The sequence below is a fragment of the Nocardia sp. NBC_01329 genome, from assembly GCF_035956715.1.
Taxonomy (GTDB): Bacteria; Actinomycetota; Actinomycetes; order Mycobacteriales; family Mycobacteriaceae; genus Nocardia.
The window spans coordinates 4973731-4989666 of the sequence record NZ_CP108381.1; the positions used below are offsets into that span (position 1 = coordinate 4973731).

Genomic DNA, 15936 nt, shown 5'->3' on the forward strand with positions numbered 1-15936 from the left:
GTTCCTCAGCCGTCCAGCAGCGAGGCCAGATCCAGCACCGTGGCGATCTCCGCCCAGTCCGCACCCGGCCGATCGGCTTCGTCGAGCACGAGTACGAGCAGGTCTTCCAGCTCATACGGGTCGAGCGCATCCAGACTCACGCTGTCCGACCACAGATGGGTGACCCATTCGCCGGCCGGGGTCGCGCCCGGCTCCTGTTCCGGGAGCAGCACCATGGAAGCACCCGCGGCGCCTGCCGCCACGGTTTCCAGCAGCCCCGCCGGACTGTCGCCGCGGCCGACCCGGTATGTCCGGGCCTCGTAGGTCAGCGCCGCGGCGGAGTGCACCCGCGTCACCGCGACGGCCAACCGGTCGTAGCTCACCAGAGTCCCGGTGCCGTCCACCGTCACCAGATCGCTGCCGCGCAGTGGACGCACCCGGGCCGCATAGGTGACCGGGCGCGGAGATTCGGCGGCGATCTCACCGGCGACCACGGGATCGTCGAGCAGCAGCCATTTCACCGCGGGCGCCGCCGGGGCGGACCCTACTGCCAGTCCGGCCTCGATCACCAGATCGGCCGCGGTCGCGACGTCGAGAGCGTCCGCGGGTACCAGCGTGGCGCCGGCCTTGAGTACCGCCCAGACGGCCACCACCGCGTCGACACCGCGATCCAATGCGCTCACGACGCCCGTGCCGGGCCCGTACCCACGAGCGATCAGCACCCGAGCCAGTCGCGAGGACCGGGCATCGAGATCCCGGTAGGTCACCGCCGACTCGCCCCATACCACCGCCGGACCGTCCGGATCGTCCTCGACCGATGCGCTGAGGATCTGTGCCAGCGCGGTTCCCGCGGTGGCGGTCGGCGCGACCGGATCGGTGGGGACGATCTCGCGTTTCCGCACAGCTGTATGCGGAATATCCAGCTCGCCCACCGGAACCCGGGGATCGGCGGCGACAGCGGTGAGGATCCGCGCCAATCGGCGGCCGATCGACCGCACCGTCGACTCGTCGAACAGATCCGCCGGGTAGGTCAGCGCGGCACGCAGTTCACCCGGCTCGTCGCCGGTTTCGCGCCCGGGGTCCATATCGATCCACAGATCGAATTTCGCGGCGAGCGCGCCGGGATACGGTGCCCGCACGGTCAGTCCCGGCAGGTGCACAATGGCCTGTTCGTCGTCGCGCACCGACAGCACCACGCCGAACAGCGCGTCGGGCGCGGCGGCCCGGACCGGTGCCACGACATCCACGACCTGTTCGAACGGGATATCGGCGTTCGCGAACGCCGCCAGATCGACTTCCCTTGCCCGGTCGAGCAGTTCGGCGAACGGCAGATCCGGTTCGAGCCGGGTGCGCAGCGTGAGCATATCGGCGAACAGGCCGACCAGGTCGGCGAGCGCGCGCTCCTCGCGCCGCGCGACCGGGGTGCCCACGGCGATATCGTCGGCACCGGTCAACTGGTGCAGGAGCACACTCACCGCGGCGTGCAACACCATGAATAGAGTCGCACCCCGATCGCGTGCCAGCCGGTCCAGTGCCTCGTGGACCTCGGCGGACATCGCGAAACCGGTACTGCGACCGCGCATCGACGGCCGGGACGGGCGGGGCCGGTCCAGCGGCAGTTCCGGTCCGCCGGACAGACCCCGCAGCCGATCCCGCCAGTACGCCGATTGCACTGCCGCGACCGAATTCTCGTCGCCCGCCACGCCGAGCACCGCGCGGTGCCAGGCGGCGTAGTCGGTGTACTGCACCGGCAGCGGCGACCAGCGCGGTGATTCCCCCCCGACCCGGGCCCGGTACGCGATCATCAGGTCCCGCGTCAGCGGTGTCGACGAGGCCTGATCGGCGGCGATATTGTGCACCACCAGCGCCAGCACGTGTTCATCGGTTTCGGTGGTGAGCAGCAGTCCGCGAATCGGCGCCTGAGCGCCGATATCGAAACCGGCCGAGAGCATTTCCCCGATCCGGGCGGATATATCGTCGGTGCTCACCGATTCCAGTCCGCCACGCACCGCTTGCGCCACCGGCAGGATCTCCTGGTAAGGCAGCCCATCCGGATCCGCCGGGTAGCGAGTGCGCAGCGGCTCGTGACGTTCCAGGACATCGGAGAGGGCATAGCGCAGTGCGGATATATCGAGCGCGCCGGTGAGTCCGATGGTGAGCACGAGATTGTCGACAGCGGACTCCGGATCGGCACGGTGGCGCGACCACATCCGATGCTGGGCGGGTGACAGCGGAATCCGTTCCGGCCGATCGACGCGCACCAGCGCTGGACGCTCCACCTCGGTGGGCCCCCCCGGCACCACCTGGGCAGCCAGCCCAGCGACCGTCGGCGCGTCGAACAGAGCGCGTACCGTGATGTCCGCCGACAGCGCCGCGTTGATCCGGGCCACCGCCCGCACCGCCGCCGGCGAATTCCCGCCGAGAGCGAAGAAATCGTGGTCGGCACCCACACGTTCGGCGCCGAGCAGGTCGGCGAAGATATCCGCCACGACCGTCGCCACCCGGCCCGCCGGCGCGATGTAGGGCACCTCGCCGGTGCCGGCCGGATCGGGCAGGGCGTGCCGGTCGAGCTTGCCGTTGGGAGTCAGCGGCAGCGCATCGAGCACGACGACGGTCTCGGGAACCATGTAGTCGGGCAGGAATTCCGCGACCTGCTCGCGCAGCTGTCCCGGATCTACCGCCGCCGCCCGGTCCACCGCCGGCACCACATAGCCGATCAGCCGGTCGCCGGTACGCAGCAGTGCGACCGCACCGGCCACCCCGGGACAACGCAGCAGGGCAGCTTCGATCTCGCCGAGTTCGATCCGCAACCCGCGCACCTGTACCTGCGCGTCACCGCGTCCGGCGTACTCCAGGTTCGCCCGGCCCCCGAAACCTGCCCAACGGCCGATATCGCCGGACCGGTACATCCGCGCCCCCGGCGGGCCGAATGGATCGGCCACGAACCGGGTCGCAGTGAGGCCGGGGTGTGCGTGATAACCACGGGTCAATTGCGCACCCGCCACATGGATCTCGCCCGGCACCCCAACCGGCGCGGGATGCAGCCGCTCGTCCAGTACGAACGCGTCCAGCCCGGGTAGCGCCCGGCCGATCACACTGGCCGAGTTGTCCACGAGTTGTTCGTCGAGCGCCAGGAACGAGACGTGCACTGTGGTCTCGGTGATGCCGTACATGTTCACCAGCCACGGCGAATCGGCATCCGCGCCGCCGGGGCCACCGTGCCGCTCGTACCAGTGCCGCAGCCGGCGCAGATCCAGCGATTCCCCGCCGAACACCACATAGCGCAGAGCGAGCGACTCCGCCTCGCCGGGCCCGGCGAGGCGATCGGCCTCGGCGAGTTCGTAGAACGCCGACGGCGTCAGGTTGAGCACCGTGACCTTTTCGCGGATGAGCAGTTCGCGCAACAGTTCGGGCGAGCGGGTAGCCGGGCGGTCGACCACCACCACCGATCCGCCGCTGGCCAGCGCACACCACAGCTCCCACACCGAGAAGTCGAAGGCGAAGGAGTGGAACAGGGTCCACACATCGGCGTCGTCGAATTCGAACAGCAGCTGGGTGTTGGCGAACAGTTCCACCACGTTCCGGTGCGCCGCGCCCACACCGTCGGGGAGGCCGGTGGATCCGGAGGTGTAGATGACATAGGCCAGGTTGTCCGGGCGCAGTCGGGAGCGGCGTTCGGCATCGGTGACCGGTTCGGCGGAGTTGCGCGCGGTGTCCTCGAGCAGGATCACCGGCAGGTCCCGGGCCGGTACCGCGGCACGTTCGGCGGCAGTGGTGAGCACGGCGACCGGGCCGGCGTCGGTGAGGACGAATTCCAGTCGCTGCCGAGGGTGAGTGGTGTCGACCGGCAGATAGCCCGCCCCGGACAGCAGGACACCGAGCAGCGCGACCGGCAACTCCTCGGTCCGCGGCATCGCCACGGCCACCAAGGTTTCCGGGCCGGCGCCGACCGCGATCAGCGCGCGCGCCACCCGGTAGGAACGGCGCAACAGCTCTTCGAAGCTCAGCGTGGTCCCGGCGGATCGTACGGCGGGTGCGCGCGGGCGCAGCCGCGCCTGAGCCTCGATGAGATCGACCAGTGTCACCGCCGGAACCCGGACACCGCCGCTGTTCCATTCCCGCAGTACCAGATCGCGTTCGCCGGGGGCGAGCAGATCGATATCACCGACGACGAGCCCCGGGTCCGCGGCCACGGCGTACAGGAGCCGCAGCAGCCGGTCCGCGTGATCGCCGACGGTGGGCGCGTCGAACAGATCGCGGGCGTAGGTGAAGGTCAATCGCGCCTCGATACCGGTATCGATCAGGTTCACGCGCAGGTCCAAGGTGTCCGGCAGTTTCGCGGGCCCCTCGCCGGAGGCCAGCAGCACCCGGAAGGGCGGTTGCCCGGCCGCGGTACGCACCGTATCGACCAGCTGCCCGAGGCGTTCGGCGCCGCGACCGGCGAGGCCCCCGCCACCGGCGGCCCGGGCGGTGGCGAGCAGTTCGCCGAAGCGCAGTGCGGGATCCAGCGCCGTCCGCAGGACGGACAGCCCGGGCGCGGATTCGTCGGTGCTGAACGCGCCGACCGCGATATCCCGGTGCCCGGAGAGCCGGGACAGCAGAATCGCGAGGGCCGCCTGCACCGCCGTGAAAGCGGACGCATTCTGTTGTGCCGCTACATCGTTGAGCGAATCGAGGATATCGAGGCTCAGCTCCCGGGACAGCTGGCCCACCCCGCCGGACCGGACGTCCGGACGCGGCCGGTCCGCGGGTAGCTCACCGGGCCCGCCGGGCCTGCCGGAACCACGCCACCAGTCCCGGACCGGGGCCGACGCCGGTGCCCAGGGCACCGCCAGCAGCTGCCCCACGAGTGCGTGCAGCAGCCCGGACAGGGCACGGGCGGCGGGTTCGGCCACGAGATCGCGCCGATACGACAAGCGCAGCGCCAACCGGTCCCCCGATTCCACCATCAGGGTCACCGGGTAGTGGGTGCGGGTCCGCGAGACCAGATCCAGAACTTCGAGCCCGTCGACTCCCCCACCCGCCACACGCCGTACCTCGGCGGCGACCGGCCGGGGTTCGTAGATCAGGAGGGTGTCGAAGAGTCCCGCCACACCGGGCGCGAGGTCGGCCAAACCCAGATAGTGGTGCTCGGCCAGGGCATCTTGTTCGGATCGGAGACGGACCAGCAATTCCCGCACGGTCCACTCGGCATCGAACCGCACACGCACCGGGATCGTGTTGGTGAACAGACCGACTGCATCACCGGCCCGGTTCAGCTCGGCCGGTCGACCGGGTACCACCGCCCCGAACACGACATCCTCGGCACCGGTCAGTCCCGCCAGTACGAGTGCCCACAGGACCTGCACCACCGTGCCTGCCCGCACCTCGGCGTCGGCGGCGTAGGCAGCCAGGGCCGTCGCCTCGATCTCGCCGAGTACGAGATCGACCTCCCCGATACCGGTTCCCGGTTGCTCGGGCGGGGCCAGCACCGGCGCCAGTGCGGTCGGCCGGGCGCCACGCAACACCTCCGACCATCGCACCCGGGCCGCCGCGGTGTCCCGCTGCGAGAGCCAGTGCAGATGGTCTCTATAGGCCGGGGCAGGGGGCAGCGCGGACAGATCACCGTGGCGGGCGTAGGCGGTCAGCAGATCCTGGACGAGAATCGGCATCGACCGGCTGTCGAAGAGCAGCTGATGCGCGGCCAGCACGAGGTGCGCGCGACCGGAAACCGTGCGATACAGCGTGATCCGCAGCAGCGGCGCGGAGTCGAGCGGGAAGCGGGTGAGCCGCTCGTTCTCCAGTAGTTCCGGGATCTCGTAGTCGCCGACATCGTCGGCCACCCGCCACGGCACCTCGACGCCCTCGATCACCAACTGCACCGGCGCCCCGTCCGACGCCGACACGAACGCGGTGCGCAGCACCGGATGCCGATCGACGAGACGCTGCGCGGCGGTGTGCAACCGCTCCGTATCGATCACGCCGCCGAGTTCGACGGCGAACAGCATCACGTAATCGTCGGGGGCGCCGACTGTCATCAGGGACCGGAAGTACAGCCCTTCACCCAGTGGCGAGAGCGGCAGCACCTCGGCCAGATCCGGATAGCCGGTGCGCCAGATATCGAGTTCGGACTGGCCGACCCGGACCAGTGGTAGATCCGAAGGGGTCAGACCGCCCGCCGCGGGATCGGTGGTGTGCCGGGCGATGGCGTTGACGGCGGCCAGCCATTCGTCGGCGAGCTCCCGGACCGCCGGCTCGTCGACGATATCGGCTACGTAGGTGAACGACAGGGTGATTCCACCGTCGGGCCGGGTGACGGCACCGGTATCGATCACCACGCTGGCCGGCGTATCCCGCTCGAACTCGGCATCGAAACCACCGAGCTCATCGGCGGGCAGCCAGGCTGCCTCGCCGGTCGCCGACGTCGGACCGGCGAAGGCCCGGTCCAGGTAGCCGAAGCCGATCTGCGCCACTGTGCCGTCGAGTTCGCTCGCACCGTCCGGTGCCTGCCGGCGCAGCAGGCCGAAACCGATACCCTGCCCGGGTACAGCGACGAGTTGTTCCTTCACCGATCGCACCAGCGCGGCGGTGACCGGGCCCGCCGCCAGCGCGGCGCGGGGATCCATGCCGGCGAGATCGAGGGCCACCGGGTAGGCCGTGGTGAACCAGCCGACGGTGCGGGTGAGCCCCGCCCCGGGCAGAACCGATGCCGCACGCCCGTCGCCGTACACCCGGATCCGGGTGGTCGCGCAGTCCACGCCGCGCCGGGCCCGCCAGTTCCGGACCGCCAGCGCGAGGGCTGTCAGCAGTGGTTCCACGGGCCCCGTGCGGTACAGCGCGGGAACCTCGGTGCGCACCACCTCGGCGATATCCGGGGAAATCTCCACCACGAACCGGCGCACCGTCGATCGCGTATCGGTGGTGGGATCGATCGCCCGCGACCCGAGCAGCGGATCGGGGGTCGCCAGTACCGCACGCCAATGGGCGAGTTCGGATCCGGATTCCACAGCCTTTCCGGCCACCGCGTGCGACCAGCGCCGGAACGAGGTGGAGACCGCGGCGAGCTCGGGGCACCGGCCCTGGACCACCTGAGTCCAGGCCGCCGTCAGGTCCGCGACGATGATGCGCCACGACTCGCCGTCGACCACATACCGGTGCACGGCGAGCAGCAGCGCGTCGCGGGAACCGGTGCGGCGCAGCCAGGTCGCGGCGACCATCCGACCACCCAGCGGATCGAGTTGCGCCACAGTGGAATTCATTGCGGAACCGGCGATCGCCGCGAGTTCGGCCGGGCGGGCCCCCGCCGGCACCTCCACCTCGGAGACCCGCGCGGTCACCGCGACGGGTCCGGTAGCGGGAACCTCGAGCCGGTACCGGCCGTCCTCGGCCACCAACTGGGCCCGCAACATATCGTGACGACCCACCACCGCACCCAATGTGGCGGCCAGCCCGGCACGATCGATCCCTTCCGGCAGTGTCAGCGCCACGGTCTGCGCGAAACCGGAATGCACGCCCCCGGCCAGGCACTCGGCCAGCATCGGGGTCGGCGGTACCTCACCGGTACCGCCCCCGGGCAACTCCGGCGGAACCACCGGGGCGGCCTCCCCGGAGGGCGGCCGTGAACCGGTCGGCTCGGGCACCGGTTCCGGGCGGGCTTCGCGATCGTATCCACCGGGACCCGCCACCCAGTGCGGGCGCGGCAGTGCGTCGAACAGCGGGGTGGCCGGTACCGGTCCCCGGCGCAGCGCGACCGAACGGTCCACGGCGGGAAGCGGGCTGGGCGGCTCATCGATCTCACCTGGTTCGCTTCCGAACCCGCGTATCTGCACCGGCGAATCGGCGCGGCCGAGATATTCGATCTCTTCGCCGCGCGGTGTCCGGATCCGGCGCACCAGAGCGCCCGTACGGAACATCCGGGTTCCCGACCGACCCGGATCGGCACCGACGGGCCCGGCCACGAACCGTTGCGCCGTGAGCCCACGCCGGTCGAGGTAGCCGTGCGCCAGCGCCGGCCCGCACAGATAGAGCTCACCGGCTGTACCGGGCGGCACCGGCCGCAGCCGGGTGTCGAGCACGAACGCACCGAAACCGTTCAGCGCGGTACCGACGGTGATCGTCTCCCCCGGACTCATCGTGTCGGTTCCGGTCGCGATGACCGTGGTCTCGGCGGAGCCGTAGGAGATGAAAACGCTGCGCCCGTGCGCCCATCGGCGGACCAGTTCGGGGTCGAATTCGCCGGCGATCACCGCGACGCCCTGCAACTCGGTGAGTCCCGCCGGGTCGACGGATTCCAGTGCGGCGGGGGTGGCGATCATATGGGTCACCCGCTCCCGGGCCAGCAGTTCGGTGATGTCGCGCCCGCCGAGCACGCCGGCGGGAACGATCACCAACGTCGCGCCGGTGGTGAAGGTCAGCAGCAGTTCGAGAACGGAGACGTCGGAGTTCGGGGAACACATATGCGTCACCCGGGAATCACTGGTGATCCCGTAGAGATCGGTGGCTGCGGCGACCATCGGAGCCAGTCCGCTGTGCGCGACCACCACCCCGACAGGGTCACCGGTGGTGTACGAAGTGTGCACGATATAGGCGGGATGGCGTTCGTCGAGCATCCGGACCCGGTCGGCATAGGAGAGGGGATGGCGCGGTCGCCGCGCGATCCGGACCGATTGCACGGGATCGTCCAGTTCCATCCAGTACAGCGACCGGCCGAGCGCGGACCGGTGCCCGGAGGTGGTCAGGCCGAGAGCCGCGCCGGAGTCGGTGGCGATACGGTCGATTCGATCGCCGGGTAGGGCTGGGTCGATCGGAAGGTGGGCGGCACCGGTTTTCGCGATAGCCCATACCGCCAGGACCGACTCCGGGCTGCGCGCGAGTCCGATCGCCACCACATCGCCGGGGCCGATTCCGCGTTCGATCAGTTCCCGTGCGAGTTGTGACGATGCTTCGTCGAGTTCCTGGTAGGTCATCTCCCGCTGGTCGCCGGGCCGGCCGGTCGGGTTGAACCGGATCGCCACCTCGGCGGCCGCGGATTCGACCGCGGCTGTCAGCAGCTGCGCGAACAGCGGACTGCCCGAACGACGCCGTCGGGTGACACTGAAAGGACGGCGGGCAGTGTGCATTCGGGTGCGTTCACCTCTCGCATCGAGCCGTGACCCGGCCTCATGCGTGCCCTACTGGGGCGGAAGGGCATCTCGATCGGGCCGGCGCGGTGTGGCCATCATATTCGGGAGCGCCCCGGCCCGCTGCCCGGGGAACGAGCCCGCCGGGAGCCGACCACGGCGCCCCGGCAGGGCTGCCGCAGACCGGCTTCGGCTATCCCCGCGGGACCGGTGCGAGCGTCGCCCGCCGCCCGAATCGCTTCACAGCCAGCCGCGCCGGATCGCCTGTACCCCGGCCTGGAACCGGGTACTGGCGCCGAGCCGCTCCAGCAGCCGGGCGGTGCGCCGGACCACGGTACGCCGCGACATCCCCAGCCGGCGGGCGATCGTATCGTCGGTCGCGCCCATCCCCATCATGGTGAGGATCGCGCGGTCGCGTTCGTCGAGTTCGTCGGCTTCCGGCTGCACCGAGATCGGCGCGGACAACGTCCACAGCACATCGAAACTGCGGATCAACATATCCAGTAGTGGGGAGCCGTTGATCCGCAGCGCCATCGGATCGGGACGGCGTTCGTCGGTGTGCAGCACCAGGCTGGCGCGTTCGTCGTCGGCGACGATGAGTTTGAACGGCGGATCGGGCAGCGTGCGCGCCTGCGCACCACGGGCATTGGTGGCCAGGGTATGTCGTAGGCGGTCGGCGTCCTGATAGATCGTGTCCTGGTAGAGGATCCGATACCGCACGCCCTCGGCCATCCGGGCCTGTTTGAGCTCGGCGATGCGGGTGTCGCGTTCGGGGTCGCTCAGGTGCGGACTGCGCTCGACCATCTTCACCGAGAAGTCGGCGTTCGCGTGCAGCGATTCGAAATCGGCTAGCAGTTCGGCGCGTTCGAAGACGGGCGAGATCACGCCGTTCCAGCCCTGCGAACGCCGGACGGAACGGAAGGTCTCGCTGAGCCGCGCCGCGGCCGCGTGCATGGTGCTGATCTCTTGGCGCCGCCGCCGGGCCTCGGCTTCCGATAGCGATTCCGGTGCGTGCGCATCCCAACGCGGGATACCGTCCGAGTCGGCGAGCCGGACGACGGCACGCAACCCGCACAGTTCGTCGAGCGCGTTCTCGACCTCGGTCTCGGCCAGTCCGGTGTGCCGTGCGATATCGGCGAGCCCGGAACGCGGCCGCTGGACCAGGGCCGCGTACACACGGCCGTGGATCGAATCGGGTTCGAAGATATCGGCCAGTTCGGTCACACCGTGCGTTCGCAGTTCTGCCTGCAACCCCGTGGGGGTGGCAAGGATCGGACGGTCGAGCGATTCTGTCGATCTCAGTGCGAGGGTCCCCACTCCAGTGGCACCCCCTTCGACAACATCCAGGGCATCGGATCGATCTTGTTACCACCCTGGTCCCAGATCTCCAGATGGAGATGGGGGCCGGTCGATTGCCCGCGGTTGCCGACGGTGGCGATCACATCACCCGCGTTCACCCGCTGTCCCTCGCTGACGTAGATATCGTTGACATGCCCGTAGACACCGATGGTCCCGTCGTCGTGCAGTACCCGGACCCACATTCCGAATCCGGAGGCCGGGCCTGCCTCGATCACCGTGCCGGAGGCCACCGAATGAATCGGCGCGCCGAGTGTATCGGCGAAGTCGACACCATAGTGCATGGCGCCCCAGCGGCTGCCGTACGTAGAGCTCACGACACCGGCGACCGGCCGGACCGCCGCCGCGGGGGCGATCTGCTGATGTAGCTGTTTTATCGCCTGCTCGGCCTGGGTCAGCGGGGCGGCGACCTCGGGCGGCAGGTTCTGGAGACCGAACGGGGCGGGGGCCGGCGCCGCGATCGGTGCGGCTCGAACCGGTGCGGGCTGCGTATCGGCGATCGGCGCCGCCTGCGCCATCCGCGCGGCGGCCGGGGCAGGCGCATCCGAAGCGGGGGCGATCGGCTCGGCCTTCACCGCTTCGGAGTTCTCACCGCCGGGCAGCAACGGCGCGGCGTAGGCGATGGCGGGAGCGACCTGCGAAGCGGTACCGATCAGCGCGCCGGCCGCGACGGCGGCTCCGGCGGCGGCGCGGACCCTTTCGGCCGCAGAGACATCCGCGCGATGGCGCCGGGGGCGGACCTGGACCTCGTCACCGATCAGGCTCATAACGGTGATGGAGCTGGGGCCTAATCGATGGTGCGCCAAAGGTCCGTCCTCGCTATCCGATCATCAGGGTCACGAACGCCGTACGCGGATCCAGCTACTCCAGCCGGGCAAACGTAACGTTTCGGCATCCGTTGTGATGGTAACTCTACCGGCCCGTGACCATATCGCAACCTGATCCATAAACCCCCAGTTCAAATGGGCAATACAGCATCGCGGACCAAGTTGTGAACACTACCTTTTTCGTAACATTTGCGAGCCGGGCCACATCCGCCGGCCCGACCCGGACACACTCCGGCAACCTCATCGGACAGCAACAGGACTACCTGCGAAAGCGGTCGTTCCGCCCCGCCGGAGACCTCCCACTCGGCCCGGGCAATGACCCCGCTATTCCGAAAGCTTCGCCACTCGAACAACTTTCGCGGCCATTACACCGCTATTGACAACCGATTTCGATTAGACTCGGCCCGGCAGATCTGCACGCGGGTTTCCGCACCATCAGCCGAAGACGAGTTGACCCCAGGAGGTCGCTGTGTCCCTAGATGTCCCTACCGCTCTGCTGGAACGTGCCGAACGCGGTGACGTCACCGACGCCGAATTCGTCGAGTGCGTCCGCGTCTCGCTGCCCTACGCATGGGAGGTCGTGAGCCGGGTCGCGACCGAACTCGGTTCCGGTACCGCGGAATTCGCCGACAACGAGGTGCCTCCGCCCGACGAGACAGCACGCGGTCAACTGCTGCGCGCCTTGGCCTCGGATGCCATCCGGGGCGGGCTGGAACGGCATTTCGGCGTGAAACTGGCGTTCCAGAACTGCCACCGGGTGGCGGCGTTCCCGCTGTCGGCGGTCGGCGGCGAGACCTACAGCCGGTTCATCAGCCCCCGCAACCAGTTGCTCAATCAGAGCCCGGAACTGCGCAACTGCTGATACACACGGGTCCCCGGCGCGGAATTCGCGCCGGGGACCCGTTATCCGGACCGGGCGACCCCGGCCCGGTGAGCCGTCAGCTGACGGTCGTGACCGTCAGCTCACCATCCGCGTGCTGCGCTCGCAGCCGCTTCTTGTCGAACTTGCCCACACTGGTCTTGGGCACCTCGGTGATGAAGGCCCAGTGTTCCGGCAGCTGCCATTTCGCGAAGCGGTCCGCGAGGAACTCCCGCAGTTCCGCCGGTTCCACCGTCGCGCCCTCGGCCACCACGATCGCCACCAGCGGGCGCTCGTCCCATTTCTCATCCGGGATACCGACCACCGCGGCTTCGGCCACCGCCGGGTGACCCATCACCGCGTTCTCCAGATCCACCGAGGAGATCCACTCACCGCCGGACTTGATCACATCCTTGGATCGGTCCACCAGGGTCAGATAGCCGTCCGGGCTGATCTTGCCCACATCACCGGTACGCAGCCACCCGTCGTCGAACTTGCTCGGATCCACGTCCGCACCGTCGGGCGAATAGTAGGCGCCGGTGATCCAGGGCCCGCGGACCTCCACCTCGCCCAGGGAAGTGCCGTCGTCGGGCACCACTTTCCCGTCGTCACCGACCAGGCGAGCCCGGACGCCGGCCGGGAACCGCCCCTGGGTCACCCGGTACGCCCAGACATCCTCCCCGGTAACCCCTTGCGGCGGCTGCGCGACACTGCCCAGGGGGGAGGTCTCGGTCATCCCCCACGCGTGGATCACCCGGACACCGTGCTTCTCCTCGAACGCCTTCATCATCGACGGCGGCGCGGCCGCACCGCCCACCACGACCCTGCTCAGATAGGAGATGTCCTGCGGGGCGGCGTTGAGTCCGGCCAGTACCCCGCCCCAGATCGTCGGCACCGCCGCCGCGAACGTGGGCCGCACCGCGTCCATCATCTCCAGCAACGGCGCCGGTTGGAGGAACCGGTCCGGCATGAGCAGATTCGCGCCGGACATCAGCGCCACATACGGCAGCCCCCACGCGTTGGCGTGGAACAGCGGAACGATCGCGAGCATGGTGTCGTCGTTGCGGATACCCATCGATGCGGGCATGACGGCCTGCATGGCGTGCAGCCAGTTGGACCGGTGCGAGTAGACGACGCCCTTGGGGTCGCCGGTGGTGCCGGAGGTGTAGCACATCGACGACGCCGTGCGCTCGTCCAGCACCGGGAAGTCGTATTCCGCCGGGTATTTCGCCAGCAGCTCCGCGTAATCGTGCACGGTCACCCCCTCCGGCGCGTGCACCGTCGCGACATCACCGTTGACCACGATCACATGCCGGACCTTCTTCAGCTGCGGTAGGTACTGGTCGAACAGCGGGACCAGGCTGCCGTCCACCAGCACCACCTGATCTTCGGCGTGATCGGCCACGTAGATCAGCTGCTCGGCCGACAGCCGGATGTTCAGCGCGTGCAGCACCGCGCCCATCGCCGGGATGGCGATATAGGCGAGGAAGTGCTCGTTGTTGTTCCACATGAAGGTGCCGACGCGGTCGCCCTCGCCGATACCCAGGTCGGTCAGCGCGTTGGCCAGGCGTGCGGAATCCGCGCCGACCTCGCGATAGGTCATCGTGCGCACCCCGTCCCCGGTCCAGGTGGAGACTGTGGAATCACCGACGTAGGTGGACGCGTAGCGCAGCAGTGTGGCCAATGACAGCTGGTCGTCCATCATGGTGCTCAGCATCGGAAATACCCCTAACTAATCTGGGCGGCGGGCGACGGTGCGGTGAGTCCGGCCGTCCCGGTGAGACACAGGAACGGACATGACTCACATCACACAGCCGAACACTACCGTGGAGTAGTCGGGCGTGGTGAAGGTCGACGGAAACGGGAGGATTTCCGGGCACCGCTGGTCAGCGCGGGCCGGAGGAGCCCTGAGATCGGCGCCCGACGGCGGGATGGGACGCAATGCCCGCGACGCCCCCTGCGGGCCACCGGCATTGCGCCATCGCCGCCGAGCACACAACTGTGATAGCGGGGAATCCGGCCCGCCGCCAAGTCAGATAACGAAATGACATCCAAACGAGACACGAGCCGGGTTCATGACCCATTGATGGGACGAATATCCGCAGCTCCGGAGCTCACGGACCACCGGTTATATCCCCGCGACCTCATCACCCGAAGTTGTCGAGCACTCGCTTACATATGCACGCGCATCGCCCGGGAAGACCCTTTTCGATGGCCGAAAATATCGATTCCTTGTCCGTCGTTCTCTTCGGGCCCACCGCGCACCGACCTACTCTGAGAACATGACATCGCCGTCGATCATCATCATCGGGGCCGGGTTCGGTGGGCTCGGTATGGGACTGGAACTGCTGCGTTCGGGCGTGAGAGATTTCGCCATCGTCGAACGCGCCCAGGACCTCGGCGGCGTATGGCGGGAGAACACCTACCCGGGCGCGGCCTGCGATGTGCCGTCCCCGCTGTACTCCTGGTCCTTCGAGCCGCGCTCGGACTGGCCCCGCCGCTTCTCCGAACAGGCCGATATCCACGAATACATGCGCCGCATCGTCGGCAAATACGATCTCGAACGCCATATCCGCTTCGGCACCGAGATCAGCGACGCCGAATACGACGAGGCGAGCGCGAAATGGCAGATCCGCACCACCGGCGGTGACCGACTCACCGCCGAGGTCCTGATCTCCGCGGTCGGCCAGCTCTCCCGGCCGGCCATGCCGAACATCCCCGGTATCGACACCTTCACCGGCCCCGCCTTCCACTCCGCCGAATGGGACCACTCCGCCGACCTCACCGGTAAACGCGTCGCCTGTATCGGCACCGGCGCCAGCGCCATCCAGTACATCCCCCGCATCCAGCCACTCGCGCAACACCTCACCCTGTTCCAGCGTTCCGCCGCCTGGGTACTGCCCAAGGCCGACGCCGCATACGAACCCCGCCACCACACCGTATTCAAGTACGTCCCCCCGGTCCGCTGGGCCGAACGCTTCGGCTGGTGGATGTTCTTCGAAGTGATGGCACTGGCCCTCACCGATATCCAGGCCATCCAGAAGCCGGTGGTGAAGGTCGCCGACGGCCACCGCGCCCGGCAGGTCCCCGACCCGATCCTGCGCGAGAAGCTCACCCCCGACTACGCCCCCGGCTGTAAACGGGCCCTGTTCTCCAACGACTACTTCCCCGCGCTGGCCCGGCCGAACGTAACAGTGGAGACCAACGCCATCACCGAGATCACCCCCACGGGCGTACGCACCGCCGACGGAATCCACCACGAAGTCGACATCATCATCTACGGCACCGGTTTCAAGGGCACCGAATTCCTCGCCCCGATGAACATCTACGGCACCGACGGCCGCAAACTCGCCGACACCTGGGCCGCCGAAGGCGCCCGCGCCTACCTCGGCGTCTCGGTCCCGAAGTTCCCCAACCTGTTCATGATGTACGGCCCGAACACCAATGTCGGCTCCGGTTCGATCGTCTACATGCTGGAATCGCAGGCCCGCTACATCCGCCAGGCCATCGAATACCTACGCGACAACCCCGGCCACGGCGTATCCGCGCACGCGGAAGCCGAACAGCGGTGGGACGATTGGCTGCGGAAGCGCCTGAAGGACACCCCCTGGAACTTCTGCTCCAGCTGGTACCGCAACGCCTCGGGCCGCATCACCAACAACTGGCCGGGGGCCACGATCCTCTACCGCTGGAAAACCCGCCGCTTCGACCCCGCCGACTACGAGACCAGCCGCCCGGCGTGACGCTCACCGGGGCCGTTCCCCACGATGCGGCCCCGCGGCGGACGACCCGGTAGACTCCTCCCACCGGCCACGGC

General features: G+C 68.8%; 6 protein-coding genes. 2 read left to right on the forward strand and 4 right to left on the reverse strand.

The window, feature by feature from the left end:
* Window positions 1-5: 5 nt before the first annotated feature.
* The 3 genes from OG405_RS22505 to OG405_RS22515 all read right to left on the reverse strand — a co-directional run bounded on the left by OG405_RS22505 (window position 6) and on the right by OG405_RS22515 (window position 11200).
* Complete coding sequence (locus tag OG405_RS22505) at window positions 6-9077, reverse strand: non-ribosomal peptide synthetase (protein ID WP_327148443.1); 9072 nt, start codon at window positions 9075-9077, stop codon at window positions 6-8.
* A 240-nt stretch (window positions 9078-9317) separates the two neighbouring features.
* Entirely contained in the window at window positions 9318-10394 is a 1077-nt protein-coding gene (locus OG405_RS22510) for a LuxR C-terminal-related transcriptional regulator (RefSeq protein WP_327148444.1), read from the reverse strand.
* Entirely contained in the window at window positions 10376-11200 is an 825-nt protein-coding gene (locus tag OG405_RS22515; protein WP_327148445.1) for a M23 family metallopeptidase, read from the reverse strand. Before OG405_RS22515 ends, OG405_RS22510 begins: the two co-directional genes overlap by 19 nt.
* Before the next feature lie 529 nt (window positions 11201-11729).
* On the opposite strand from OG405_RS22515, the gene OG405_RS22520 reads away from it, so the two are divergent.
* On the forward strand, window positions 11730-12122 hold the full coding sequence (locus tag OG405_RS22520) for an SCO5389 family protein (RefSeq protein WP_327148446.1): 393 nt from the start codon (window positions 11730-11732) through the stop codon (window positions 12120-12122).
* Window positions 12123-12198: 76 nt separating this feature from the next.
* On the opposite strand, the gene OG405_RS22525 is transcribed toward OG405_RS22520, so the two are convergent.
* Window positions 12199-13836, reverse strand: coding sequence for a long-chain fatty acid--CoA ligase (locus OG405_RS22525; protein ID WP_327148447.1), 1638 nt, complete (start codon window positions 13834-13836; stop codon window positions 12199-12201).
* A 565-nt stretch (window positions 13837-14401) separates the two neighbouring features.
* On the opposite strand from OG405_RS22525, the gene OG405_RS22530 reads away from it, so the two are divergent.
* Complete coding sequence (locus OG405_RS22530) at window positions 14402-15862, forward strand: flavin-containing monooxygenase (protein ID WP_327148448.1); 1461 nt, start codon at window positions 14402-14404, stop codon at window positions 15860-15862.
* The last annotated feature ends 74 nt before the right edge of the window (window positions 15863-15936 follow it).

What these genes read in the sequence shown, in the direction of transcription:
- OG405_RS22505 (WP_327148443.1), bottom strand. Translation starts at nt 9,077, where the DNA reads ATGCACACTGCCCGCCGTCCTTTCAGTGTCACCCGACGGCGTCGTTCG.
- OG405_RS22515 (WP_327148445.1), bottom strand. Translation starts at nt 11,200, where the DNA reads ATGAGCCTGATCGGTGACGAGGTCCAGGTCCGCCCCCGGCGCCATCGC.
- OG405_RS22525 (WP_327148447.1), bottom strand. Translation starts at nt 13,836, where the DNA reads ATGCTGAGCACCATGATGGACGACCAGCTGTCATTGGCCACACTGCTG.
- OG405_RS22530 (WP_327148448.1), top strand. Translation starts at nt 14,402, where the DNA reads ATGACATCGCCGTCGATCATCATCATCGGGGCCGGGTTCGGTGGGCTC.